The organism is Paenarthrobacter sp. NPDC091669, from assembly GCF_044756725.1.
GTDB lineage: Bacteria > Actinomycetota > Actinomycetes > Actinomycetales > Micrococcaceae > Arthrobacter > Arthrobacter bambusae_C.
On sequence record NZ_JBIVTK010000010.1, the window covers coordinates 153,120 to 177,011 of the forward strand.

Genomic DNA, 23,892 nt, shown 5'->3' on the forward strand with positions numbered 1-23,892 from the left:
ATGAATGCGCTCACCATCAAAGACCCAGCGGACCTGCTCAGCTTCATCGGGCACACCCTAGGGTTCTGGCCCAACGAGAGCCTCGTCTGCATCACCCTGGACAAGGGCAAAGTCGGCGCCACCCTCCGCATCGACCTCCCCCGCCAACCCGGAACAGAACTCCCCTACGCCCGCACCGTCAGCAGCTACCTCACCAGCGACACCAGCGCGACAAGCATCGTCTTCGCCCTCTACACCTCAACCCATTGCGAACCCGGCCAGCCCAAACCGCATGCAGCCACCATCGCGGCACTCACCGGGGTCCTCGCCGAAAACGGCATCACCATACGCGACGGGATCTTCGTCAGCGACGACACATACTCCCCCTACGACAGCGAACCCGGACAAGACATCAGCCTGCCCATCAGCACCACCGAATACAGCCGCGTCAACGCCGAATTCATCTACCGCGGCAGCACCATCGAACCCACCAATCGAATCATCCTTCCCACACCGACCGACGAAGCAGACCACGCCATCGCCGTCGAGAATCTCATGAACACCATCCGAGCCCAGACACCTCATCAAGCTGCGGAACATGCCAGCCAACTCTGGACGAGCATGCTCGTGAGCAATGACTTCCCCACAGACGAGGACTGCGCCACCCTCATCGCGAACTTCCAATTCCCCCACATCAGGGACCGGCTCATGGCCGACATCCCAGGCATCGACGAACCACCCCAACACATCCTCTTCTCCCAAACCGCCACGGCACCGCAATGGTCACGAGTCGAATGGGCCCAACAACTCCTCCTCCACGCGTACACCAGAACCAGCCCGCAACACGCCGCACCCATCCTCACCACCATCGGCTACATCAACTGGTGGGAAGGCCGAGGCTCCAAAGCACACCAATACATGCAACTCGCCCTCGACACCGACCCCGGCTACCGCTTCGCCAGACTCACCGACCAAATGCTCGGCGCCGGCATCATCGCCGGCTGGAACATCAACAAAACCACCGCCTACAAAACCCAACTCGACATGCCCTAAGAACAGGTTTACCGAAGATCGGTTATCGGCGTTTTCGCCGGATCCGGGAGGGGCGGGAACCAGCACTCCTGCGGCCCGTGCGCACTATGTTCATCGATGATGACTCCGCAACGTAGAGGATCCCAAGCGTTCTCTATCGAACTGCTAGGCGGGCCAGTCCATGAGAGTGGATCAGGAACCGTTTGCCTTCCGGTGCCTCCACCGAAAAACCACTGCCCCGCCCCGGCACACATCAACTGTCAGATGCGTGTGGCTCCAGTAGTTGAACTGCTCCCGGGACATCCGGAACTCATGAGGCCAGGGGTCAAGGCCATCCGAAACATTCGAACAGGCCCAGCAGGACATCGGAGTCACCGGTGAGGAAGTCGCCCGCAGGAAAACACATGGGCGATGAACCGTCGCAGCACCCGCCGGGCTGGTGAAACATCAGCGGCCCGTGCCGGAGCCAGAGCTTCCGCAAGAGTTCCGCGGCCTAGGGTGTGAGCGCCAACCGGGAAAAGTCCTCCCCGGGCAGCGTCACCACGGCGTCGATCGCGCCGCTGGGGCCATGCCCCCTGTCATACCGACGATTGCATCCTCCGTCGGATTGATTGGGTATTGGCCCAGCCTGGTGCGGTCTGCTGGACCATCCACCGTAAAACTTGGCCCACATTTGGTTGACGAGGATCACAGCCAACCCTAAACTGGCCTGACCAATCAATCGATCGATTGAGGGGTCCTCGAAGGGATTATCGATGTCTTCAGTTATTGAGCGGGATACGTACTTTACGAGTCTTCCGCAAAACTATTACCTGTCCCCCGACTTGTATGAAGTGGATCTTTCCAAAGTTTGGCGGAATCAATGGCTCCTGGCTGGTCACGTTTCGCAGATCCCTCGGAAAGGCAGTTACTTCACCTTCGAGATGGCTAACGAGAGCTTGATCATCACCCGGGGTGCTAACGACAGCGTCAACGCACTACATAACACGTGCCGCCACCGCGGATTCCGTATCTGCGAGGCGGGAAGCAGTGGGCAGACGCGCCGTGTCGTGTGCCCGTATCACGCTTGGTCTTTCGAATTAGACGGCCAACTTATGGCGGCGCCGTCGCACAGTGACGGGGAGGGCTTCGACTTCCGCGATTTTGGTCTGCACCGTGCTCAGGTAGAGGTGTGGCAAGGCTTTATTTTTGTGAACTTCTCGGAGGAGCCGCTATCTTCACTGGCCGACGAACTCAAGAACGCGGATGACTCCTTCTGTACCATGAAGGGGGATCGGATGAAGATTGCGGCGACGATCGAATATCCGTGTGCAGCTAACTGGAAGCTGCTGATGGAGAACATTCTTGAGTGTTATCACTGCGCACCGTCACACCCTGAGCTGTGTCAGGTTCTGGATCTGGAAGAAATGCACAACCATCATCAGGAATGGACCGCAGCGAGGCCCTACGACCACAGCTATATGCCGTTGAAGAAGGGGCTACAATCGCTTACTCGAGATGGCAGCGTCGTCTCGAAAAAGCTGCTTGGCGAATATGCCGATGGTCGCCCAGTGCCGGAGGGCTTCGCCACGGGGTTCGTTTTCCAGCCCACCGGGATCTTCTCTGAGTTTTACGTAGACCACGGGATCACGACGAAAGTGTTCCCGGTTTCGCCGACGGAGTCCAAGTTGATAGTGGACTGGTATGTAAATGCTGAGGCGGAAGAGGGTGTCGACTATCAACTGGAGGAGCTGACTTTTCTATGGGATGTCACCACCCAGCAGGACATCGCACTTACCGAAGGCCAGCAACTCGGCGTGAATTCGTCGAAATATACACCAGGTCCTAATAGCTCTACGCGCGAACCGGGGATCCGCAGCTCTTTGGAGTTGTACTTGTCCATGATTGGCGATCCGGCGTCTGTAAAGGAGATCTAGGCCAATGTTGAGCGAGGTAGCGACGGCGCCCAAGACTCCCCTGTCCTACCAAGCAATAGTCGCGGACGCGAGCCTCGCAGCAGAGGGTATTCTCACTCTTACGCTGGAAGCAAAGGATGGTGTATTGCCGCGGTGGACACCTGGGGCTCACATCGACTTCGAGCTGGCCCCGGGAGTGGTGAGACAGTATTCCCTGTGTGGCAATCCTGAAGACGTATTCAGATGGAGAATCGCAGTATTGCGTAACGAAGCTGGTCGGGGCGGCTCGCGCTATATCCACGAACGCATACGCATAGGTCAGCAGGTTGGGGTGAGTGAACCACGCAACCATTTTTCGCTGGTGGATGCGACGTCGCATTTCCTGGTGGCAGGTGGCATCGGTATAACTCCCCTCCTTCCGATGGTGTATGAACTTGAAGCAAGGGGTTCTGCCTGGCAGCTCATTTACTTGGGGCGGTCCAGGGAGAAAATGGCGTTTCTGGACGAACTTGAGAAGTACGGCGATCGGGTGCAGGCGTGGCCGAGTGATGAGCGGGGCCGATTCCCGGTCAGTCAATTCCTTACTTCCCCGTCCTTCGGCGCTCGAGTGTACTGCTGTGGTCCTGCACCTCTGCTCGCTGCAATGACGGAAGCATCAGCAACATGGCCGTCAGCATCACTCCATGCAGAGCGCTTCCAGCCAGTGCTGCAGGACACGAAAAGCCCCTCAACCGAGTTCGAGGTCGAGCTGGCGAAATCAGGTGAGGTCTTCACCATTCCGAAGGATAAATCGATCTTGGAGGTACTTGAAACTAGCGGCATATCAGTCAAGACATCGTGCCGCGAAGGCACCTGTGGTACCTGCGAGGTTTATCTCGTGGACGGCGAAGCGGAGCACCGGGACAGCGTTCTCACCCCTGAGGAGCAGGTCGCGAATGAGTCGCTGATGATCTGCTGTTCGCGCGCCAAGTCACGCCGGCTGGTTCTAGACATCTGAACTTCTGTGTGTGTGCCTACCCGGAAACAAAATTCCGGAGAAGGAGCGGAGCGATCGTACATGAATATCTCCTCAACCCGGGCCCTTAGTATGGACTCCATGCGCCCTCAGCAGTCGGAACCCCAGAACCTGTCGTCGTCTATTGGGGCAGATCCAGCACCTGCCGTCCGTGAACGTGAAGGGGTGATAAGGATTGCTGCCGTTGACCTGTTCTTCAGCTACGGCTATAACGCTGTGGGAATACGGCAGATCGCCTCGGCCGCTTCCATAAACTCTGCGACTCTCTACCATTACTACGCTTCCAAACGTGCGATCCTCGAATCCATCATGGAGGACTCCAACCAAACTATTTTGGAGGCAGGTGTAGCCTCGGTGAGGGCTTCGTCCGGAGCTCGACTGGGGTTCACCCAGTTGGCTGGGGCGTTGATCGCGGCACAAGTCAGCAGCCCGAGGACCTGTTACATCATCGACAATGAGCTACGGGCGATTGACCGGGAAGCGGAGACAGGACAGCGAATCCTCAATCTGCGGCGAAGCTATGAAGCCCTTTGGCAGGATGCAATTTTGGCTGGTGTGGCAACTGGCGAATTCGAGTGCGAAGACCTTAACGTTGCCCGCCTCAGCTTACTAGGCATGTACTCAGCAACCAGCCTGTGGTACCGCCCTAACAAAGCGCTCAGCCCATCTGCCCTTTGTATCCATCTCGTAAACCACGGGCTGAGACTACTGCAGGCCGAGCCGCTGTCTACAACGGAAAGCGTCACCTTGGTGGAGAGCCTTGATTTCTCTCCGTGGGAGTGCGAACCGCAGAGGCCCCAACTCCTTCCCGAACTACCCGCCTATGCAGATCTGTTGACCGCTTAGCATCCTGCAAATCTGCCGATAATCCACCTTCCCAAGGGGCCACTGCCCCCACCCATGCATCTCCGATTCATCGACCAGATCGGAAACCATCGGGCGGCTATAAGACTTCACCTCGGCCCTGCTGTATTCGGCCCAGCTGTCCTCGACCATCGCCTTAGTCCGGCCCGAAGTATGCTCGAGGATCGCAGCGACGGCCGACAAGTCCAGGGCCACGCGCGTATTGGCCACGTCATGATGGCCGCAGAATCGAGCGTGTGCCACACGGAGACCACGATAGGACTCTTGAGCAAGTACACCTTTCTGACCCACCTGGTTCAAGGCTTCAAGTCCTGTGGGACGGCTGAACAGCGGATTTCGCTACTGACTCCGTTCGACGCGAGACAGAGGCCACGGTGTCATTCTCAAGGGCAGAGCCGCCGTATCTGGTGTGAGGCGCGTTTCCGCCGTCGGCTTCCCTAATACTCTAGGTAGGCCTGCAGTACAGAATCCTAGGCGCGCGTGAATGGTCAGCGCGCGAGATCCTCAAACATTTTCACGGTCGACTGCTCCTGGCCGCGAAGCCAAAGGATTGACTGGCCACCCACAGCGGGCATAACGCTTCCCTCCCCGATGAACCTTGCTCCAGAAGTGTCCGCCGAAAGCACTTCAGCCAATTCTGGCTGGACCGGGTACCACCACCCACTATGCGGGCAGTGCTCACCGGTGCGGACGGCGGTGTTCTCCGCCGAAGAGCGGGCGAGATGCTCGGATTCCGCGGTGCCTCACGCTATTTGGACTCCTCATTCCGGGACTGCTTCGACCTCGAGTGTGAGGCCCTGTCCTTCGTCCGCAATAACATGGGTCTGACCAACGTCAAGCTCATGATCCCCTTCGTGCGGACCCTCGATGAGGCCCGCAGCGTCATCGATCTGCTGGCAGAAAACGGCCTGGTCCGGGGGCAGAACGGCCTGGAAGTGATCATGATGTGCGAGATCCCCTCCAACGCGCTGCTGGGCGGCGATTTCCTGGAGTACTTCGACGGGTTCTCCATAGGCTTCAACGACATGACACAGCTGACCCTGGGGCTGGACCGGGACTCCGCCACCGTCGCAGCAGGCTTCGACGAGCGCGATCCTGCCGTCAAGAAGCTCCTAAGCATGGCCATCAAGGCATGCAAGGAACGCGGGAAATACGTCGGTATCTGCGGCCAAGGCCCGAGCGACCATGCCGACTTTGCTGAGTGGCTGGTGGCCGAAGGCATCGACTCCGTCTCCCTGAACCCCGACACCGTAGTGGATACCTGGCTCCGCCTCGCTGGCGCAACAGTCGAAGTAAGGGGCGGGGTCCCGGCGAGCTGACGAGCCTCGGCTGTGTCACGGGTTTGGTCTTCGGCCTGACCTGGACCCAGTAGGCACTGCCCGCCGGTGCACTGGCGAAATAGATTGTGTATGGCACGTTGTACCGCTGCGTCCCTGCTAACGGTGCCTCCTATTACGGCACGCCCCTGAATTCCGTCACCTCCCGTCTCCGCTAGAAAGGACTACCCGTGGGCATTGCTTCCATCCATCGTCGTTACGCGTTGTTCGCTCTATTTTTTTCCCTACCAGGCTTGAGCATCTCGTCCTGGGTCACCCGAACGCCGGCCATACGCGACATCCTCGGGGTTTCAACAGCCGAAATGGGTTTCATCCTCTTTGGCCTGTCGGTGGGTTCAATGATTGGCGTTCTCTCCTCAGGAGCATTGGTCGCCAGGCTTGGAACCCAGCCCGTCGTCTTGGGCGGAATGATCGGCATCGTGCTCAGCACACCGGCAATCGGGTTTGGAGCTGCTACGTCGTCGGCCTTAACTGTTTGCGCTGGACTCGTTTTGTTCGGTCTGGGAATGGGATGCAGCGAAGTCGCTATGAATGTCGAGGGAGTGGACGTGGAAGCTACTCTCGGAGTAACCACTCTGCCACCGATGCACGGATTTTTCAGCCTCGGAATGCTCATTGGAGCCACAATAGGCTTGGTCCTGACAGCGATTGATTTCCCGGTCGCAATTCATCTCCTTAGCATCGGGATCTTTGCTGCAGTTGTTATGGCGACTTCGATTCGAAAAATACCATCCGGCGTGGGGCGGATCCAAGGGTGTAGCCGGACGAAGAGCCACGCAACAGCCCTTTGCAAGGAATCCAAGCTCTTACTTTTAGGCCTCATAGTCCTTGCCATGGCTTTCTCTGAGGGAACCGCAAACGACTGGCTCCCACTTCTGATGGTCGACGGGCATGGTCTTACCCCCAGCGGCGGTGCCGCCATGTACGCCGTATTTGCCGCGGCCATGGCACTGGGCAGATTTCTTGGAGCGCCCGTGCTCACACGGTTTGGACGCATCTCCACCATCCGCGGCAGTGCCTTAGTCGGGGGCGTTGGCCTGATCCTTGTAATATTCCCGGACAACCAATTGCTTGCCGTAATCGGCGTTGTTCTTTGGGGAATGGGCGCGGCTTTAGGATTTCCAGTTGCAATATCGGCGGCGGGTGAATCCGGGCCAAATGAAGCCGCCCGCGTTGCATCGGTTTCCGCGGCTGGTTACGTCGCATTCCTGGTAGGACCACCCGCGCTGGGAATCCTGGGGGAACACTTCGGCCTCCGACTCGCTACAACAGTGGTCTTAGTTCTTCTGGTTCTTGCTGCAATAGCTTCTGCTGCTCTCGGAACGGCGACGCAGATTCCTGCAACTACCACTCCAGATCCTGCAAGACTTCCGGCCGAGGTTTGGCCCCCTGACGACAACCAAACACTGCATGAGACCGTCCGCCCTGTAGGTGGCCCCACACCTGACCGCCGCTTCTAAGGCACGGCGGGCATCCGCACCAATATGCTGGCACCCTGGATCGCAGTGAATGCCTGCCCTTGGTATTTCTGATCAAGAGCCGTGGAAGTCTGGAACTCGAACAAATGCAATTGTCAGGCTTGCCATCGACCAGCTCCATAATTCTCCTCTAGACCGTTTTCTCCTCAGAGGAACGAGGCAAGGTTCAAACTGCCTTCAATGGATATATATTCTCAGGCGAATACCTGCCTGTCCCTTGTCTATCAGTCGCCCGTCAGGCCACTCACCAGAAGAAAAGCTCCGGCAATTGCGCTAAGGACCGCTGCGGCTGAGGGCGATATCGTATGCATAGTTCGCCCAGATGCCGCCCTCGCCGGTGGGAGCCGGCGAGCCCAGACTACGGGCTCCTTTGACAAAACAACAAAGGCTAAGAGCATCAGGGCCAAGCCTAGATAGTGCATTTAGTCATACCCTTCACGCAGGGGCCGCAAGCTTGCAAGTAAGCTAACGGGCCGGTGCATCGGTGATACTCCGGCACCTAAAAGGTTAGTTTCTTTGGCCGTTTCTGGCAATGGAGTAGTTATTAAATCCAGTTCCAGGACTTGGGCGACCTACGCCCCAGCATCCGCTTCTCTTAGCTCGCCAGGAAGGCTGAGGATATCGGCACCCATCCGGACGGGAGTTATGATGCAAGGATCTTCTGTACTTCCCGGGCCAACGCGATGCCCAGCTTCCGGTTGTTTTCTTCGCTTAAGTGCAGGCCGTCGACCTCTTCAGTGCTGACCACTGAGCCGGCATCGAAGAAGTGGTGACCATAGAACTGGGCAAATTCTCTGTATGCCGGCGCAAGCCCTGCCGTTTTGGCCCTGGCCCCTTCAGATACGTTCGATGTCCAGGCATCCGTCAGGGGACTGATTGAGGGAGGGGCGACAACCAAGACTTCGGGAGCGGGATAATTTGTTCCCACTCCCCGGTTGATGCGAGCACTTGACTCACAAGCGCTGCCATTCCGACGGATATGTCCTCTACGGTTCGATCGAAGTATGCCTTCGTGTCGTTAGTTCCCAACATGAGCACGACCAAATCCAAGGGAAGGTGGCCGGCCAAGCAGGCTGGGAGGTACGCTGCACCATTCAGTCGCGATCAAGCGGATCTTCAGCGTTTGTTGTGCGTCCGCTTAGTCCTGCTTCAATAGCGGCATGTCCTTCTCCGCGCAGGTCTGCTACTACGCCAGTCCGGCGAAGAGGCCTTGGGAAGCGCGTCGTAGGCAGGCACCACTTCACCAGTGGGGTCCAGCCCCATGTCAGGGAGTCCCCAAAACAAAGGAACGCTTTTTCGTTTATGGGCTTCTCCTTTTGAGGTGCCGTCCCGTCTGCAGAGGAGCCAATGAGTATTCGCGGGTCAAAGCCGTTCAGCATTAAGCGGGGCCACATCTGGCAGGCCGCGTTCGCCACGCCGCGACCCGCCACCACTTCACATGGTTACGCGGTCGTGTAGAGACTCGCGAGAATCCCGCCGTCAACCGTGATGGCGCTGCCATTGACGAAGGAGGATTCGTCGGAAACCAGGAACCTGACTACTCGGGCTACTTCCATGGGGTCAGAGATGCGTTCTGCCGGATAGGCAGAGGCTATTTGCTGCCGAGCAGCGTCAGGGTCATCGTGGGATGCGAAGTATTGGGCGACCATAGGGGTTTCCATGTCGCCTGGAAGGACTGCATTCGCTCTGACCCCTGCGCGGGCATACTCCCTGGTTACAGCGATGCTTCGTGTTAGCCCCAAGACGGCGTGCTTGCTCGCGGTATAAGCCGGAAGCATTGGGTCTGCACTAACTGAGAGAACTGATGCGATGTTCACGATGCTGCCTCCGCCATTGGCGATCATCCATGCAATGGCGTATTTGCAGGACCAGAAGGTTGCTCGCACGTTTGTCACATCGACGAGGTCCCAGTCCTCGTTGGTAGTGTCCAAAAGAGACCTTTCGACTTGGACGCCGGCATTGTTGACTACATAGTCCAAGCCCCCGAACTCGCTGACACAGCGATCCACCAGTGCCTTGACCTCGGCTTCGCTGGTTACATCTGCGACGACTCCGATAATTTTTCCAGGCAGATCGGAGGCCAGTTCGCAGGTTTCTAGGAGGGCGTCCTGATCGCGGGCGGCGGCCAGGATCAGGGCCCCCGCTTCAGCTAGGGCCAAGGCTGTTGATCGGCCGAGCCCCCGGGATGCACCCGTGACAATGCCACGTTTTTGGTCCATCGGGTGTAGTTGCATATTCGACATTTCTTAATCCATCATCAATCCGCCGTTGACGGCAACGGCTTCTCCGGTCACTTGCGAAGCTCGGCTACTTGCCATGAATCAGATAGCTTCGGTTCAATTTCTTCGGCCAGGACCATCTGAAACTTTCCATTGTGATCCATCCTTAGCAGGGGGTCGTAGAGTTGGGCTCTGCCAGCAAAGGGCGCGTGGGCGGTGAGGCAGTGATGTGTAGGGGCAAACCTGGGTCTGTATTGCGGACTCGAATCTCACGGCACTTGGATTGGAACCTGAGCGGGCGGGGCGTCTGTTTAGCCAGCAGGGCGCTTGATAAGGCGCCTAAAGTGGCAGCCGTCTAGCGACGGAAGAGATGCTTGAAGTGCCTGTTGAGAAAGATGCCTTGCGGGTCAAACTTGTCCCTGATGGAGAGGAAGCGCGTCAGTCCCGGGTATAGAAGTGCGACGTCTTCAGGGCCGAGATAGTGCATCTTTCCCCAGTGAGGCCTTGCACTGAATGGACGGAGCTCTGCATCCACTGCGCGGAGAAACTTGTCGTAGTCTCCAGCCCTCGACCCAGAAACTGATATTGACACTGAATCTCGCTGGTATTGGGCGGATAGAAAGGCTGAGTCGGCTTGCTGCCACCTGACTTGGACGGGCGATTGGTCGGGGTACTTTGTCAGCATCAGGTCGCGAACAGCCAAGAACGCTTCTTTCGCATGCCGCTCATCAACCATGTATTCCAGTTCGACGTACTCCCCGGACTGCTCCCCCGTTATGTCCGGGTATATGAGGTACGAGCGGCCGTTTCTGTTGCCCCAAGCCCCTTCGATGCTCGGTCTCTTGAGATCCCCATTTTCAGCAGGTTCTTCTGAAAGGAACTTCACCCAGGCATGATCCGCGGGAGTGGGCGGAAGTGAGTACATTTCTGATGAGGCGTCCCTTGGGGACCAAAAGAATGAAAAGTGGCGGTACTGCTCTACCGCAGAATCCCAATCCGCAAGCAGGTCATCGATACCCATGATGCGGTTTGACTCCTGTAGCCGGTAGGCGGGTACGACCTCGATGGTAATTTCGGTGACTATGCCTAGCAGGCCGAGGGAGACTTGCGCGGATTGCAAGAGTTCGGGATCGGTGCCGTCGATATCGACAATTTCGCCGTGACCGTTGACCAGGCGCAGGCCGCGGATCATCGATGAGAGAGTGCCGAGCCTCTTTCCGGATCCCTTGGTGCCCGTTGCGGTCGCCCCAGCGAGAGTTTGTCCGTGGGTGTCGCCTTGATTCGCAAGGGAATATCCGGCCTTCCAAAGTGGCTCTCCGAGATCTGCCAGTATCGTGCCTGAGCGGACAAAGGCCTGACGCTTCGCTTGGTCCAAGGAGACGATTCCCGAGATTCTCCTGAGATCCAGAAGAGTGTGCTCTGTCTCAACAACAGGGGTATAGGAATGACCGGAACCGGCCGCGCGGACTGATTCACCCTTGCTGATTGCCGAGCGGACGGCGTCCCGGACCCCGATCTCCGTCCCCGGGTGGCGGACTTCTTGAGGACGGAACCTCTGATTCTGTCCCCAGTTATTCCATTCGGCAGCTTCTGGTCGTGTCCGTGGAGGACCAGGGAAGTTCTCGAGCATAAAACACCCATCGTTTCTTAGCTGTGATGACGGTTGGTACACTCAGGAGCCAGTTGCTGTTGGTGCCGCCGATGAGCCGAGGACCGGTCACCTTCTGATTGCGGTGCCGAGCGTACGTCTTTCCGTAGAAGGTAACATCAACTAGAGACAACGGCCATAGTAATTGGCCTTTTTCGTCTAGGAGCACATCATCCGTGGTCTCAAAGTTGCCCCTACTGAACCATTATCGCGATAGGTCTATCCAAAATTGGTAACTTCATCTAGCCTTTCAACGTATAAGAACTGCCGTCGGTGGTTGCTCCCGCAACTTAACCCGGCGGTGGGCGGAGAATTGGAGCGATCATGCATTCAGGACAACATACGGATGTGGGACGCAGGCGCTTCCTGCAGTTGAGCGCGCTCAGTGTCGGGGCCTTGGGAGTCAGCCTCAGTGCCTGCACGTCCGGGGGGAGCACTGCCCTCCGGTCTTCGGGCCCTTCTGGGCCTGCTCAGCGGGGTGGGCATTTGCGCATCGGCGCGTCCGGAGGTGCCGCTACTGATTCACTTGATCCGCACTTGGGTATCAGTAACACGGACTATGTGCGCCTGCCCCAAGTTTACGATCCGCTGGTCAAGCTCTCTCATGATGGAAAGAGCATCAAGTATTTCCTCGCGGAGTCCATGCAGGCTGATGCCCAGGGCACGCGGTGGACTATTAAGATCCGCCCGAACGCCAAAACGCATGATGGCAATCCGTTCACTGCCGAAGACGTGTTGTGGAATTTCAAGCGCATCATCGACAACAACTACCAGGGGGCAGTGCCTCTGGGTCCAATCAACATGGGCGCGTCCCGCGCTGTTGACAGCACGACCGTTGAACTTGCGTTTAATTCTCCCTTTACAATTCTCGAAGAAGTATTGGCGGGGCTGCCCTTCTACTACATGGCGCCTCAAAGCTGGACGGCGGAAAAGCCAGTGGGTACCGGCCCGTTTGTTCTTGAGTCCTTCAAGCCTGGAGTCAGCAGCTCAGTGAAGCGCTTTGACGGATATTGGGATTCCGGCAAGCCCTACTTGGACCAGATTACGGTCCTGAACATGGCGGACGAAACCACCCAGCTGAACGCCCTTCAGAACGGACAAGTGGACGCCATTAACTACCTGTCCGCCCAGTCCGTACGTCAGGTCCAAACCGGAAAATACCAAGTGGTAATTTCCAAGACCGGCGGTTGGGCGCCGATCACGATGCGCTGCGACACAGCACCTTTCGATGACCCCAAAGTAAGAGAGGCGTTGCGTTTGGTCATTGACAGGGACCAGATCAACCAGAATGTCTACGGCGGGTACGGAACCCTAGGTAATGATGTATTTGGTGTCGCTGACCCACTATCTGCCGGTGCGGCGACAAGAAACCGGGACGTCAACAAGGCGAAGCAGCTGCTCGCCGAGGCTGGGCACGAAAATCTGAAGCTCACCCTTATCACAAATGACGTCGTTCCCGCACAGCGCAGTGTCGCTACCCTTTTCGCAGCCCAGGCCAAGGAAGCCGGCATCGATATCTCGGTGGAGTTTCAGACAGCAACGACGTTTTTCGCGCAAAGCTATCTGAAGGCGCCCTTCGCCCAAGACTACTGGTATTACGTTCCCTACCTGGCAAACGTGGTGGGCGCTACGCTCTCGACCGCTCCATTCAACGCCACAGCATTCAAGGATGATGAGTACGACCAGCTGTTCCAAAAGGCCATCTCTACCCTCGATACCAACGAGCGTTCAGGCTATGTGCAAGCCATGCAGAAGATCGACTACGACCGTGGCGGAAACATCATCCCTGCATTCTACCCCGTCATCGATGCAGTCACTCCCAAAGTCGGCGGCGTGGTGGAAGATATATCCGGTTTTCCCCTCAGCAACAACACGTACCAAGACATCTGGCTCCAGCCCTGAAAAAGATTGTTCTGGCAACGCCGGAGAAGCCTCGCCCGGCTTCTCCGGCCGAAGTCCCTGGACCAGGCAAGCCTCTCCGACTGAGAACGCGCCGATACAAAATGCAGTGCACTTGGAACCGGCAATGTGTGGTCGAAGCAAGGGTCCGGCGATGAGGGCAACACGTAAAGCAGGGGAAGGCACCGCTCCGGACCTAGAAGCCATTTCCGGAAAAGACTTCAATGTAGGACGCAGGAGTAGCATGCATTATTCGAATGCAGAATCGCACGGCATCCTGGACGGAAGGGACCGGATTACCCTGGACGTTCTCGACTCTCATTCCGGCGGCAACCCTACACGCGTGCTCATCGGTGGTATTCCGAAGCTTGCAGGAAATAACGTTGCCAACGCTCAGGCTGAATTCCGTGAGCGCTTCGATTACATACGTACTGCCTTGGTTCTGGAGCCGCGGGGTGGCGCACTCACAAGCGCAGCTGTCCTGGTTGAACCGGGTGACAAACGGGCGGACATAGGGCTTTTCTACATGGAGGCACACGGCTATCTGGACATGTGCGGTAGCGACACTATCGCCGCCGTCACTGCGCTCTTGGAGGCAGGCGTGGTGCATATGTCCGAACCCCTAACAGAACTGGTAATAGAGACGCCGGCAGGACTTGTGGAGGCTACGGCAAGCATCCGCGGCGCGCGCGTGAAAAGCGTTACCTTTACTAACGTCCCGGCCCGCAGCATAGCGCTGGATCAGAAAATTCCCCTTTCTGACGGCAGTGCAGTCGCAGCCGATATCGCATGGGGCGGCAATCATTTCGCTCTAGTAGACGCCACCAACCTTGGCCTGGACGTCAGGGGCGACCTCCCCGCTTTGAAGGTCGCGGGTGTGACCCTCTTGCGCGCCCTCGCAAAGTCCGAAGACCCAGCTTTGCGGAGAGTGGATCACGTCCTCTTCTATAACCAGCACCGAATGTCCGAAGTGGCTTGTCCCATCGTCGTGATCGTCACGCCAGGCATCATCGATCGCTCACCTTGTGGAACGGGCACAACAGCGAGGATCGCCTCCTTGGTTGCGAGCGGCCACATGTCTTCCGGGGATGTCTTAATTCACGAAGGACCTCTTGGCGAGAGATTCACCGGGACTGTTCACCGTGTGGACCATATAGGCGGGAACCTGCAAACAACTGTCAAAATATCCGGCCGCGGCTACCTTACTGGCACCGGACAGGTCCACATATACGGCGATGATCCCCTAGGGTCAGGCTTCTCAATCACTGAGCTCCCGCCCTTGGAATGAAAAACCAGATCCCCGCAGGAGCGCGAGAAACCGGAAACCTTAACCGGTGTATCGGGCGATGGGCTCGACAAGTTTTGCCTAATCTGACTCCCAGGTATCAGCTCATTCACGGAGTTAGGAAAAGGTAGAAAGGCCTCGAGCGCACATCGACATTGCGGATACGCCCAATCTTTCGCCGCCAGCGCTGGAGGACAAGTCTTGCCGCCGCTGGGTTGGCCCAAGCCGCTTCAAAGGGTAACTGCAGGCCGACTGCCGGATCGACTCCAACACCAACGGCACAGCGGTTCACGAAATCGGTCAGGAAATATACCGCTAAACAGTAAAAAGCTATTGCCATAAATGGCCACTAGATCTAGCCTTAAGTGAGCTAGAGCACGACGCACAACTGAGCACACGGAGGCACTGATGAAGAAATTCCGCCCAACGCCTGAATATCCTGAACAGGACCGGACATGAGTGCAACGACGCCCTACGTTCACAGTCGGTCTCGTTTTCGGTTGCCCCCGCTTCTTCGGCTGGCTCTTTCACGTCTGGGTACAGGCATCTTGTCGATCACTGCAGTTAGCGTCATTGTTTTCTGGGCGACACTCGTTCTGCCTGGCACTGCCGCAACAGCGATTCTTGGGCAGAGCGCCACGCCTGAGCGGCTGGCCGCGCTGACGGAACAACTAAAGCTGGATCAGCCACCGTTGGAGCAGTTTTTGTCATGGATTGGCAATGCTCTGACCCTGAATTTCGGGAATTCCCTAGCTAACGGCGAGTCCGTCGTCGCCTTGCTCGCTCCGAGGCTGATCAACACGGGAGTCCTTCTGCTTATCGCCACAGTGGTTTCAACTGTCCTTGGCATTGTCTTTGGTCTGTTGGCGGCAGCCCGCCGCGATGGCTGGTTTGACCATGTCTCAAGTGTGGCCGCCCTGGTCGCTAGCGCCCTCCCCGAGTTCGTTGTGGCGATCTTCGTGATCCTCGTGTTCTCGGTAGCTGTGTTCCATTGGTTTCCAGCCGTGTCCGTCATGCCGCCCGGGGACACCGTGCTTGGTCACCTCGATCAGTTGGTGTTGCCCGCCCTCACTTTGGTCATTGTTGTAACGCCATATGTTTTCCGGATGATGCGGGCCGCTACCATCGAGGCGCTTTCGAGCGAATATGCAGAGCTGGCGACACTCAAGGGGCTTTCCAGAGGGCGGATCCTGCTGCGGCATGCCATGCCGAATGCCCTTGCCCCCACCGTTCAGGTAGTCGGCCTCAACATCTTGTATTTGGCCGGAGGCGTCGTCCTCGTGGAGTCCGTTTTCAACTATCAGGGCGTCGGCCTGGCCCTGGTAAGTGCCGTCACAACCCGGGATGTCCCTGTTATTCAGTACGTAGTACTGCTCCTGGCAGTCTTTTACGTTCTGCTGAACATTGCCACTGACCTGGTTGTTCTTGCCCTTACGCCTCGTCGCAGGAAGTCGGTGTAATGATGTCCGCTGTTGAACTACCGGCATCTCCCGCCGCGCCCGCCTCTGACGTTGAGCGCTCCCGATCCGGGGCCTTGATCATCTTCAAGCGCACTATGCGCAGTACCAGAGGCAAAGTAGGAGCTGGCCTGCTCCTGTTCATTGTGCTCTTGGCAGCAATCGGTCCTTTCGTGGCGCCGTTCCCTTCCGACAAGGTAGTCACCTTGACCTTCGGCAGCCCGGATGCCTCCTTCCTCTTTGGAAGTGACTCCCTCGGACGGGATGTGCTGTCCAGAGTTCTCAATGGCGGTTGGGTTCTGCTCCTATTAGCCGCCTCAGCGACTGCTATCGGAGTGATCCTGGGCGCAACTGCTGGCCTGATTGCCGCCTACGTTGGTGGCTGGGCGGAGACGGTCATCATGCGCCTTGTCGATATCGTGCTCGCACTTCCTCAGATTATTTTCGCACTGCTGCTGCTGAGCGTCGCCGGCCCGCAGCTGTGGCTACTTGTTCTCGCAGTAGGCTTCTCCCACGCGCCCCAGGTTGCACGGGTGATTTTCGCGGCCGCCCAGGATGTAACCGAAAGAGATTTCGTGAAAATTTCGAGGCTGTGGGGAGTAAGCGTTGCCAGAGTGCTACGGCGTGACGTCCTTCCCAACCTTCTGGGACCGATGATTGTCGAGTTCGGTCTTCGACTGAGCTTCTCAATCATTATCCTTGCCGGCCTTAGCTTTCTGGGATTTGGCCGGCAGGCTCCAGCTGCAGATTGGGGACTGATGATTAACGAGAACAGGCTTGGCCTTGAGCTCAACTCGCTGGCTGTCGTCATCCCAGCCCTCCTGCTTGCGATACTTGCCGTGGGAGCAAACACCTTCGGTGATGCCATAGCCCGTGCCTGCATGGGAGACGAAAGCGGCGAAGAAGCAGTCATTGCAAGCTCACTAGGAACGGTTATTGACCGATGATCAAAGCAATCAGCCACGACGTTGCCGAATCGCCACGCGTTCAGGTCAAGGACCTCACGATTACCCTCAAAAAAGGAGGGAAAAGCGTTGTTCGATCGGCTTCCTTCGACATACTCAAGGGTCAGGTCCTAGGTCTCGTAGGGGAATCCGGGTCCGGAAAGACAACAACCGGACTCGCCCTGCTCAACTACGTCCGCTCCGGCCTGAAAATTCAAAGCGGCTCTGTCCTTGTCGATGGGGAAGACATACTCTCTCTGGGCAGCAGAGCCCTCCGGCAAGCCCGAGGTGGCACTGTGGCATATGTGCCCCAAGACCCGGCCAGCGCACTGAATCCCTCGATGCAAGTAGGCGTCCAACTTGCCGAAGCTGTCGCCGCACACACGGGCTGCCTTGAAGAAAACGAAACTGTGGAGACAAGAATTAGTTCTCTGCTGGATCAGGTGGGATTACCAGGCGGTGAGAGAACACTGCGGGCATACCCTCACCAACTATCCGGCGGCCAGCAACAGCGCGTCGGCATCGCCATAGCACTGGCGGCCCGGCCGGCGCTCGTGGTCTTTGATGAACCCACCACCGGCCTCGACGTAACCACTCAGCGCAAATTCCTGGAGTTGGTCCGGAACCTCACAGTCACAACTGGCATCTCAGCGGTCTATGTCAGCCATGACCTGCCCGTCGTTTCGGAAATCGCTGACAGAACTGCCGTCATGTTTAACGGCGAAATCGTGGAAATCAGCGATTCCGCCCGAATATTCGGTGATCCCCAGCACGAGTACACCAAAAAGCTCCTGGCCGCCGCACCATCAGTCGACAAGGAAGTCGCGTCCACTCTGCCACAGGACGATAAAGCGCGTCCCCCGGTTGTACTGGCCGCCAGCGGCGTAAAAGCATCCTACGGATCCCGCCAGGTGCTCAGTGAGGTCACGGTTGAACTGTCGAAAGGTTGCTGCGTAGCCGTTGTCGGCGAATCCGGATCCGGCAAGTCGACATTCGCTAGATCCCTTATCGGTCTTCACCACGAGTGGCAAGGCAAAGTGCTCTTGGACGGGGAACCCCTGAAAACCAAGAGTTCCAAAAGAACCAAAGACCAGAGACGCCGGTTTCAGTACATCTTCCAGAGCCCCTACAACTCCCTGAACCCTCGACGCACTGTTGCCGATATCGTCAACGAGCCACTGGAATACTTCTTCGACCTACCGCGCGACGAACGGGACCGGCGAGTACGGGCGGCGCTTGCAAGCGTCTCCCTTCCCGCCAGCTTCCTAAACCGCTATCCCTCCCAGCTAAGCGGCGGCCAGCGGCAACGCGTTTCAATCGCCCGTGCCTTAGTGGTCGAGCCCGAGGTCATTCTGTGTGATGAAGTCACTTCTGCACTCGATGTCTCTGTCCAGGCCTCGATTTTGGAAGAACTGAAAGAGCTACAAAAGAACAGGGAATTGTCCCTTCTATTCATCACCCACAACTTGGCCGTTGTCCGGGAAATCGCCCAAGAAATCGTGGTTCTCCGCGATGGAACCATCGTTGAACATGGTTCGACGGACCAGGTGCTGGATAACCCTCAACACCCATACACGCGACGGCTCCTCGCCGACGTTCCGCGCCTCAAATCCTCTCTCAACACCAGCCTGAAGAACGGAAGCCATGCAACTAACTGATAGGGACCAGGCTTTCCTGGATGGTTATTTCGGGCCGGGAGCCCAACTAGCAATGAACCTTGTCTGTGACCTAGCCACGGCAATGGGCGCCGAGTCGCTGGTGGACATCGCGTCGGCACACGTTGACGGATGCTTCTACGTCGGCGACTCCAGCGTTGACTTCGTTCGGACCCTTGTGGAAGGCGGTGCACAAGTAGCAGTACCAACGACCCTTAACGTCGGCTCTGTCGATCTTCTGCATGGCCTGCTCGAACCCCTGGTGGGTGCAGGCGAAGCGGCCAAAGAGCTCATGGACCTATACACTCGGCTCGGCTGCTCTCCCACGTGGACCTGCACGCCTTACCAGGTGCAACACAGGCCAAACCTTGGACAGCACGTGGCCTGGGGTGAGTCCAACGCCATAATTTATGCCAACTCCGTACTTGGGGCTCGCACAGAACGTTATGGTGATTTCGTCGATGTCGCTTGCGCCATTACCGGCAGGGCTCCGCACGCCGGACTTCATCTGACAGAAAATCGGCGTGCAACAGTTCGATTCGACGCAGCAGGAATACCGGCGGACCGAAGCACTGACGACGTACTGTTTTCCCTTATAGGGCATATCGTTGGGAAGCGTGCTGACGGACGGGTACCAGTCATCACCGGCCTGCCGCCAGCGACATCGGATCAGATGAAAGCTCTCGGCGCCGCGGCCGCGAGCTCGGGCTCTACGGCGTTGTTTCACCTGGTGGGCTCTACCCCGGAAGCACCAACTCTGGATACCATTGCAGCCGGCCCCGACATTCCGGTCATCGCACTGACCGACACCGACCTAATTGAAGCTTGGCGGGAGCTGACTACCGCAACCCAAGGGGAGCTGGCATTTGTCTGCCTGGGAACTCCCCATTTCTCGCTTCAGGAGTTTGTCGCCTTCCACCGCGCCTTGGACGGCCGGTCCATTGCCTCGAACGTCCGCCTAGTAATCAGCACAAGCCGGCGGACTCTTGAAGAAGTGGATGCCGCCGGCATATACCCTGAACTCATCAAAAGCGGGGTCGAAGTCGTGGTGGACACCTGCACGTACAATTCGAGGGTTCTAGGTCCTATGACCGGCCTCGTCATGACCAACTCAGCAAAGTGGGCCTGGTACGGCCCCATGAACATCGGAGCAGAGGTAATTTTTGCCGGCCTCAGCGCCTGCGTGGACGCTGCTGTGACTGGAAAGGTCCCCGAAAATGCCTTCTGCTAAAGCTTCTCCCTTTAAAGTCCTCAACGAAGGACAAGCAGAAGGGTCAACCATCCGTCTCACTGCACCTCTTAATATCTGGGGCGGTTTGGACCCCGCGAGCGGCATGATCGTTGACCCCCGTCATCCCCAATATGGCCTCTGCCTTGCCGGACACATCGTATTAACTCCCCCGACGAGGGGCTCTGGTACCAATGCCCAGATCTTTGCCCAAGCCTGCGCTCGGGGTGTGGGCCCGGCCGCTGTAGTTCTGTTCGCGCCGGACTATGTTGTCGCCGTGGGGGCCATGGTGGCCAAAAGACTCTACGGTCTCCAATGCCCTGTCATCGCCGGACCCGACGACGGCTGGGACGAACATGCCAGCGTTGTGCTTCGCGTGTCGGCGGCTGCACAGGGAGCAGCCAAGATAACTGTAGTTTCAGCTTCTTCCAGCTAGCCGCGAAGGATCTGGCTTCCTCCTTGTCGAATTGGCAAATAACCACCCTTGCCGATTTTGGCAACCTATGTATACCATTCAGGGGATGATGAGGAGCTGCTTCCAATGATTGCTGAGTTCAGCCCGGTGCGCAGCCGGCGTGTGAGTGCCGATGTGATGAACCAGATTCTTGACCGGATTAAGTCCGGCGAGTTGCGTGAGGGTGACGTCCTGCCCGGAGAGCGGACGCTCGCGGCTCAGATGGATGTATCGAGGCCAACGGTCAGCACCGCGCTCACCAAGCTGGTAGAAGCGGGAATCCTGCGAACAGGGCAAGGTCGCGGGGGTAACTCCGAAATTGTCTCGATCTGGATCCCGTCCTGGCTTGAGGAACGGGGGCCGGACCAGAAAGATGAGCCGGGAGCTGAAGCAATCTTCCGGGTCCTGGAGGCCCGCAAGGCTGTCGAGCCCAGGGTCGCTCAATTGGCAGCCCTGCGCGCCACCGATGCCCACTTCCGGTCCATGCAGAATTCCATTGACCTGCTGCGGCAACAGCGCGATGACCTCAACAAGGCCGAACAGGCAGAAATCCTCTTCCACCGCATTATGTGGCGGGCTGCTGACAACCCGTCGCTGGAGCGGATGATGAAAAACCTGGCACGCGAACTGTCACCCATTCACGACATGATGCTGCGGACGCCCGACGACTACGAAGCCGGCATCGAACTCCACGAGCGGACCTTAAGGGCGCTCAAACGGGGCGACCCCAAAGAAATAGAACGCGAAATGATTCATCACCTCGAGCACTTCGAGGGCATCGTGTCTGACGTCCTTCAGCGCACTCCCCACAGGCGAATACCTGAATTCATGCTCCCCTCGCTCGGATAGCCAGAGTCTTCATTCCGAGAATAGGCCAAGCCCTTTTCGTTTTTAGGGGCGATTACCACTGCTCGGCAGCTACCTCATTCGCTATCCGTTCCTGGATAATGGCCGTTTCCCTGAAGCCATCGCGAAGGTGGCGCCGCGTCAGAGGGTCTAAACGCTCTGGAGTAATTGATAGTTGCGGGCTGCTCCCCCGCCGAAGGGCCGCAACCTGCTGATCGGTGACCAGCGAATGGTACAGCGTGAACGCTGACTTTAACGTTTCGGTCTCATTCCTGGTGAGCATTCCCGTGGCCTCAGCGGTTTCGAGGCGGTGAAAAGTGGATCCCCCAACATTGCCCGCCCTCAGTGCAAGTGCACGGGCGAGGGAAGCGATGGGACGCAGTCCCGATTCTTTGAGGTTAAGGCTGCGCTTGCCATCACCAAGGCGTTCGATAACCCTGTTGCGGACAAAACCAACCGGTGGGCGATCACTGAGGGCAGAGCGGATCATGCTCCTCACAAACCGGCCGTTCACGGCTGCGCGTTCAGCCATTTAACTGCTCAGGAGCGTACCCAGACCGGGTTTATTCAACGCCCGGGAATCCGCCGCCACTGCAGCCGCAACCAGATGCTTGGGGGTATCAGGGCGGGAAACCCAGGTGGCTATGGATCGTTCCCAGTCGCCTAGTGATTTGTTGAACAATGGAGAGGAAGCGTTGGCACCTTTCGGGTAGGGCTGCAGTCCGGTGAACTTCAGGTCCTGGACAAATACACGGGACGACGTCAACGGGCTTGCCGTGTCAGGTATCAGCTTGGCTGTTGCTGCACGCCACACAACGGCAGTGGCGACATCGGAGTCAGGAAGGGCCTCGGACCGGGCCATGGAACCCGTAACAAGCCACGACTGTTCGACACCCAACACCTGGGTCTGATCGTCAAGGTCCAGAATGCGAAGCAGCACCGAGTCCACGACCGCGGCGACCACGGCACTGAGCTGCATGGAAGACACGTCCGCGTCCCACAATTCAACGATCGTTGGCCGGAGTAGGGCCGACGCCTCTTTCAATTCCGACAGGGACGATGCCGCGGCAACCGCGCTCCTCACGACAAGGGGGTGTTTCACGTCAGCGGCCGCCATATCCAACACGTTGACCACACCCACAGGGTCTCCGCTAATTCCCGTAACCACCATATGATGAATGCCCTGCCTGACCATCCTCAAGTACGTGTTCCACATAGTCGATTCGGCCGGCATTGTGTAGACGGGTGTACTGGCAATGAGGTGTGCCGGGGCTTCCAAAGCAACTTTGCCGGTGGCAACGCGGGACCGAAAATCATCATCCGTGATGATCCCAAGAGCTTCCCCTATCCGCATCACGGCACTGCGGAAGCCGCCGGCTGTCATTTTCTCGGCAACCTCCCGAACCGTTTCGTTGGGTCCGCACCACAGCAGGTCCTTCATGTATGAAGACGTCTGCTTGTCCATCCGACTGGTAACACCGCCGGCAGCGATCAAACGATGACGGGCAGCCAGCGTGCTGTAGTGAGCAAACTGGAGCTTCGTAGGATCCTTTACGACACCCCTGGGATCCGGGAGCCTGTAGCAGAGCGTGTCCTCAGCCGCGGCGACACTCATTGCCGCCGGCAAACCCGACAACACAGCAACATGCCCGAATGTGTCACCCGAGGTCAGGACATCGACCACCCGGCCACGGTCCGATACTTCGACGCTTCCAGTCCGGATGATGAAGATATGGTCAATACCACTTTCCCCATACTTGATAATCTCGTGGCCGCAAGGGAAAAATTATACCTCCAGTGTGCGGGCCAGCAGTTCCAGGTCCTCGTTGTCGAGCTGGTTATAGGGAGACTGGCTACCCAGAAAATCGACAAATTCTTTCACTTCATCTCCAGCCGGGATGCAGCCGCCATTGGTGGACGGGTCTTTGAGAGCGTAATGAGGTCACCCAGCATCAGGGGTTCCCGCGATGCGAGTCTGTGTGCCAGCACCAGAAAGACCTGGGCCGTGGTCAAGGCGTCGGACAGGGCTTCATGGGGAGTATGAGTTGGCAGTCCAAGGGATTGCGAGAGGTACTCCAGTGAAACATCGGCACGGCCCAGTGGTGGCAGCTCAAGCGCTTCCGCAGCCATACGGGCGGTGTCGATGATCGGGAGGTGGAAGGGCAGATTCCGACGTCCGAAGGCACGTGTGAGGAAGCTTTCTTCCATCCAGGCAGAGTGAGCAACGACGACTTTTCCTTCAACGGCCGAGGCAATATCCGAGGCGTAGCTCTCGATGCTCGGCATGTCGCTGAGATCCTGATCGCGCAGCATATGGATCTTGGCGGATTCAATGCCGACTGCGCAGTCCGGTTTTGTGAGGAAGCTGGTCGCTTGCGGCACGGAAATGCGACCTTCGATTATGGGAACCGCGCCAAACGCGATGATGTTGTCCTTGTCTGGATCCAGACCCGTGGTTTCAATATCAATTACGCAGTAATTGAGCTCAGTCCAGTCGCGGGCCAGTGAAGCGCGCCAAGCTCTCGCTTCACGGAATTGATAGCGGAGTGGCGTCACCATTGTTGTGCCTCCGGCTATTCTCCATGGGTAAGGTCAGCTCTCGGCCATACTGGGACGGAAACGGCACCGGTTTATCTCAATCGATCAACCGGTGCCGC

General features: G+C 57.7%; 19 protein-coding genes and 4 pseudogenes. 15 read left to right on the forward strand and 8 right to left on the reverse strand.

Annotated features, from left to right (window positions below; genetic code table 11):
- Positions 1-1,032 (forward strand): DUF4192 domain-containing protein, encoded by a 1,032-nt coding sequence (locus ACIQLI_RS17300; protein ID WP_400390610.1) that lies wholly within the window; start codon positions 1-3, stop codon positions 1,030-1,032.
- A gap of 133 nt (positions 1,033-1,165) precedes the next feature.
- Here the strand turns inward: ACIQLI_RS17300 and ACIQLI_RS17305 are convergent.
- A pseudogene (locus ACIQLI_RS17305) lies at positions 1,166-1,564 on the reverse strand (DUF779 domain-containing protein).
- A gap of 202 nt (positions 1,565-1,766) precedes the next feature.
- On the opposite strand from ACIQLI_RS17305, the gene ACIQLI_RS17310 reads away from it, so the two are divergent.
- The 5 genes and pseudogenes from ACIQLI_RS17310 to ACIQLI_RS17330 all read left to right on the forward strand — a co-directional run bounded on the left by ACIQLI_RS17310 (position 1,767) and on the right by ACIQLI_RS17330 (position 7,582).
- Positions 1,767-2,927, forward strand: coding sequence for an aromatic ring-hydroxylating dioxygenase subunit alpha (locus ACIQLI_RS17310; protein WP_400390612.1), 1,161 nt, complete (start codon positions 1,767-1,769; stop codon positions 2,925-2,927).
- Positions 2,928-2,931: 4 nt separating this feature from the next.
- On the forward strand, positions 2,932-3,903 hold the full coding sequence (locus ACIQLI_RS17315) for a PDR/VanB family oxidoreductase (RefSeq protein ID WP_400390614.1): 972 nt from the start codon (positions 2,932-2,934) through the stop codon (positions 3,901-3,903).
- 60 nt (positions 3,904-3,963) lie between these two features.
- On the forward strand, positions 3,964-4,767 hold the full coding sequence (locus ACIQLI_RS17320) for a TetR/AcrR family transcriptional regulator (RefSeq protein ID WP_400390616.1): 804 nt from the start codon (positions 3,964-3,966) through the stop codon (positions 4,765-4,767).
- A gap of 740 nt (positions 4,768-5,507) precedes the next feature.
- Positions 5,508-6,104: pseudogene (locus tag ACIQLI_RS17325) on the forward strand (putative PEP-binding protein); the annotation flags it as partial.
- Positions 6,105-6,355: 251 nt separating this feature from the next.
- Positions 6,356-7,582, forward strand: coding sequence for an MFS transporter (locus tag ACIQLI_RS17330; protein WP_400390618.1), 1,227 nt, complete (start codon positions 6,356-6,358; stop codon positions 7,580-7,582).
- Positions 7,583-8,243: 661 nt separating this feature from the next.
- On the opposite strand, the gene ACIQLI_RS17335 is transcribed toward ACIQLI_RS17330, so the two are convergent.
- The 3 genes from ACIQLI_RS17335 to ACIQLI_RS17345 form a co-directional block, all read right to left on the reverse strand.
- Complete coding sequence (locus ACIQLI_RS17335) at positions 8,244-8,528, reverse strand: hypothetical protein (protein ID WP_400390620.1); 285 nt, start codon at positions 8,526-8,528, stop codon at positions 8,244-8,246.
- 514 nt (positions 8,529-9,042) lie between these two features.
- Complete coding sequence (locus ACIQLI_RS17340; protein WP_400390622.1) at positions 9,043-9,819, reverse strand: SDR family NAD(P)-dependent oxidoreductase; 777 nt, start codon at positions 9,817-9,819, stop codon at positions 9,043-9,045.
- A gap of 355 nt (positions 9,820-10,174) precedes the next feature.
- Positions 10,175-11,449 (reverse strand): D-arabinono-1,4-lactone oxidase, encoded by a 1,275-nt coding sequence (locus tag ACIQLI_RS17345; protein WP_400390624.1) that lies wholly within the window; start codon positions 11,447-11,449, stop codon positions 10,175-10,177.
- A 555-nt stretch (positions 11,450-12,004) separates the two neighbouring features.
- On the opposite strand from ACIQLI_RS17345, the gene ACIQLI_RS17350 reads away from it, so the two are divergent.
- The 9 genes and pseudogenes from ACIQLI_RS17350 (at position 12,005) to ACIQLI_RS17390 (ending at position 21,238) form a co-directional block, all read left to right on the forward strand.
- Positions 12,005-13,369, forward strand: a complete 1,365-nt coding sequence (locus ACIQLI_RS17350) for an ABC transporter substrate-binding protein (RefSeq protein ID WP_400390626.1) — start codon at positions 12,005-12,007, stop codon at positions 13,367-13,369.
- Positions 13,370-13,610: 241 nt separating this feature from the next.
- Positions 13,611-14,654 carry a proline racemase family protein gene (locus ACIQLI_RS17355; protein WP_400390628.1) on the forward strand — a complete coding sequence of 348 codons (1,044 nt, stop codon included), beginning with the start codon at positions 13,611-13,613 and terminating at the stop codon, positions 14,652-14,654.
- Between the two features lie 452 nt (positions 14,655-15,106).
- Positions 15,107-16,111 carry an ABC transporter permease gene (locus ACIQLI_RS17360; protein WP_400390630.1) on the forward strand — a complete coding sequence of 335 codons (1,005 nt, stop codon included), beginning with the start codon at positions 15,107-15,109 and terminating at the stop codon, positions 16,109-16,111.
- A 2-nt stretch (positions 16,112-16,113) separates the two neighbouring features.
- A pseudogene (locus ACIQLI_RS17365) lies at positions 16,114-16,290 on the forward strand (hypothetical protein); the annotation flags it as partial.
- 24 nt (positions 16,291-16,314) lie between these two features.
- Positions 16,315-17,055: an ABC transporter permease gene (locus ACIQLI_RS17370; RefSeq protein ID WP_400390695.1), complete on the forward strand. Its 741-nt coding sequence runs from the start codon at positions 16,315-16,317 to the stop codon at positions 17,053-17,055.
- Positions 17,052-18,710: a dipeptide ABC transporter ATP-binding protein gene (locus ACIQLI_RS17375; RefSeq protein ID WP_400390632.1), complete on the forward strand. Its 1,659-nt coding sequence runs from the start codon at positions 17,052-17,054 to the stop codon at positions 18,708-18,710. Before ACIQLI_RS17370 ends, ACIQLI_RS17375 begins: the two co-directional genes overlap by 4 nt.
- A complete protein-coding gene (locus ACIQLI_RS17380; RefSeq protein WP_400390634.1) occupies positions 18,697-19,938 on the forward strand; it encodes an aconitase X in 1,242 nt (413 codons plus the stop codon). Before ACIQLI_RS17375 ends, ACIQLI_RS17380 begins: the two co-directional genes overlap by 14 nt.
- Positions 19,925-20,371, forward strand: a complete 447-nt coding sequence (locus ACIQLI_RS17385) for an aconitase X swivel domain-containing protein (RefSeq protein ID WP_400390636.1) — start codon at positions 19,925-19,927, stop codon at positions 20,369-20,371. The genes ACIQLI_RS17380 and ACIQLI_RS17385 overlap by 14 nt, the downstream gene beginning before the upstream one ends.
- Before the next feature lie 105 nt (positions 20,372-20,476).
- Positions 20,477-21,238 carry a FadR/GntR family transcriptional regulator gene (locus ACIQLI_RS17390; RefSeq protein WP_400390638.1) on the forward strand — a complete coding sequence of 254 codons (762 nt, stop codon included), beginning with the start codon at positions 20,477-20,479 and terminating at the stop codon, positions 21,236-21,238.
- Between the two features lie 52 nt (positions 21,239-21,290).
- Here ACIQLI_RS17390 and ACIQLI_RS17395 read toward each other — a convergent pair whose 3' ends face one another.
- The 4 genes and pseudogenes from ACIQLI_RS17395 to ACIQLI_RS17410 all read right to left on the reverse strand — a co-directional run bounded on the left by ACIQLI_RS17395 (position 21,291) and on the right by ACIQLI_RS17410 (position 23,794).
- Positions 21,291-21,767 carry a putative nucleotidyltransferase substrate binding domain-containing protein gene (locus tag ACIQLI_RS17395; RefSeq protein ID WP_400390640.1) on the reverse strand — a complete coding sequence of 159 codons (477 nt, stop codon included), beginning with the start codon at positions 21,765-21,767 and terminating at the stop codon, positions 21,291-21,293.
- The gene (locus tag ACIQLI_RS17400; RefSeq protein WP_400390642.1) at positions 21,768-22,676 is read right to left on the reverse strand and encodes a DUF294 nucleotidyltransferase-like domain-containing protein; all 909 of its coding nucleotides are present in this window, start codon (positions 22,674-22,676) and stop codon (positions 21,768-21,770) included.
- 141 nt (positions 22,677-22,817) lie between these two features.
- A pseudogene (locus ACIQLI_RS17405) lies at positions 22,818-23,006 on the reverse strand (cyclic nucleotide-binding domain-containing protein); the annotation flags it as partial.
- A 107-nt stretch (positions 23,007-23,113) separates the two neighbouring features.
- Positions 23,114-23,794, reverse strand: coding sequence for a PolC-type DNA polymerase III (locus tag ACIQLI_RS17410; protein WP_400390644.1), 681 nt, complete (start codon positions 23,792-23,794; stop codon positions 23,114-23,116).
- Between the last annotated feature and the right edge of the window lie 98 nt (positions 23,795-23,892).

What these genes read in the sequence shown, in the direction of transcription:
- ACIQLI_RS17340 (WP_400390622.1), bottom strand. Translation starts at nt 9,819, where the DNA reads ATGGACCAAAAACGTGGCATTGTCACGGGTGCATCCCGGGGGCTCGGC.
- ACIQLI_RS17345 (WP_400390624.1), bottom strand. Translation starts at nt 11,449, where the DNA reads ATGCTCGAGAACTTCCCTGGTCCTCCACGGACACGACCAGAAGCTGCC.
- ACIQLI_RS17380 (WP_400390634.1), top strand. Translation starts at nt 18,697, where the DNA reads ATGCAACTAACTGATAGGGACCAGGCTTTCCTGGATGGTTATTTCGGG.
- ACIQLI_RS17410 (WP_400390644.1), bottom strand. Translation starts at nt 23,794, where the DNA reads ATGGTGACGCCACTCCGCTATCAATTCCGTGAAGCGAGAGCTTGGCGC.
- ACIQLI_RS17360 (WP_400390630.1), top strand. Translation starts at nt 15,107, where the DNA reads ATGAGTGCAACGACGCCCTACGTTCACAGTCGGTCTCGTTTTCGGTTG.
- ACIQLI_RS17310 (WP_400390612.1), top strand. Translation starts at nt 1,767, where the DNA reads ATGTCTTCAGTTATTGAGCGGGATACGTACTTTACGAGTCTTCCGCAA.
- ACIQLI_RS17395 (WP_400390640.1), bottom strand. Translation starts at nt 21,767, where the DNA reads ATGGCTGAACGCGCAGCCGTGAACGGCCGGTTTGTGAGGAGCATGATC.
- ACIQLI_RS17300 (WP_400390610.1), top strand. Translation starts at nt 1, where the DNA reads ATGAATGCGCTCACCATCAAAGACCCAGCGGACCTGCTCAGCTTCATC.
- ACIQLI_RS17385 (WP_400390636.1), top strand. Translation starts at nt 19,925, where the DNA reads ATGCCTTCTGCTAAAGCTTCTCCCTTTAAAGTCCTCAACGAAGGACAA.
- ACIQLI_RS17315 (WP_400390614.1), top strand. Translation starts at nt 2,932, where the DNA reads ATGTTGAGCGAGGTAGCGACGGCGCCCAAGACTCCCCTGTCCTACCAA.
- ACIQLI_RS17355 (WP_400390628.1), top strand. Translation starts at nt 13,611, where the DNA reads ATGCATTATTCGAATGCAGAATCGCACGGCATCCTGGACGGAAGGGAC.
- ACIQLI_RS17320 (WP_400390616.1), top strand. Translation starts at nt 3,964, where the DNA reads ATGAATATCTCCTCAACCCGGGCCCTTAGTATGGACTCCATGCGCCCT.
- ACIQLI_RS17375 (WP_400390632.1), top strand. Translation starts at nt 17,052, where the DNA reads ATGATCAAAGCAATCAGCCACGACGTTGCCGAATCGCCACGCGTTCAG.
- ACIQLI_RS17400 (WP_400390642.1), bottom strand. Translation starts at nt 22,676, where the DNA reads ATGAAGGACCTGCTGTGGTGCGGACCCAACGAAACGGTTCGGGAGGTT.
- ACIQLI_RS17390 (WP_400390638.1), top strand. Translation starts at nt 20,477, where the DNA reads ATGATTGCTGAGTTCAGCCCGGTGCGCAGCCGGCGTGTGAGTGCCGAT.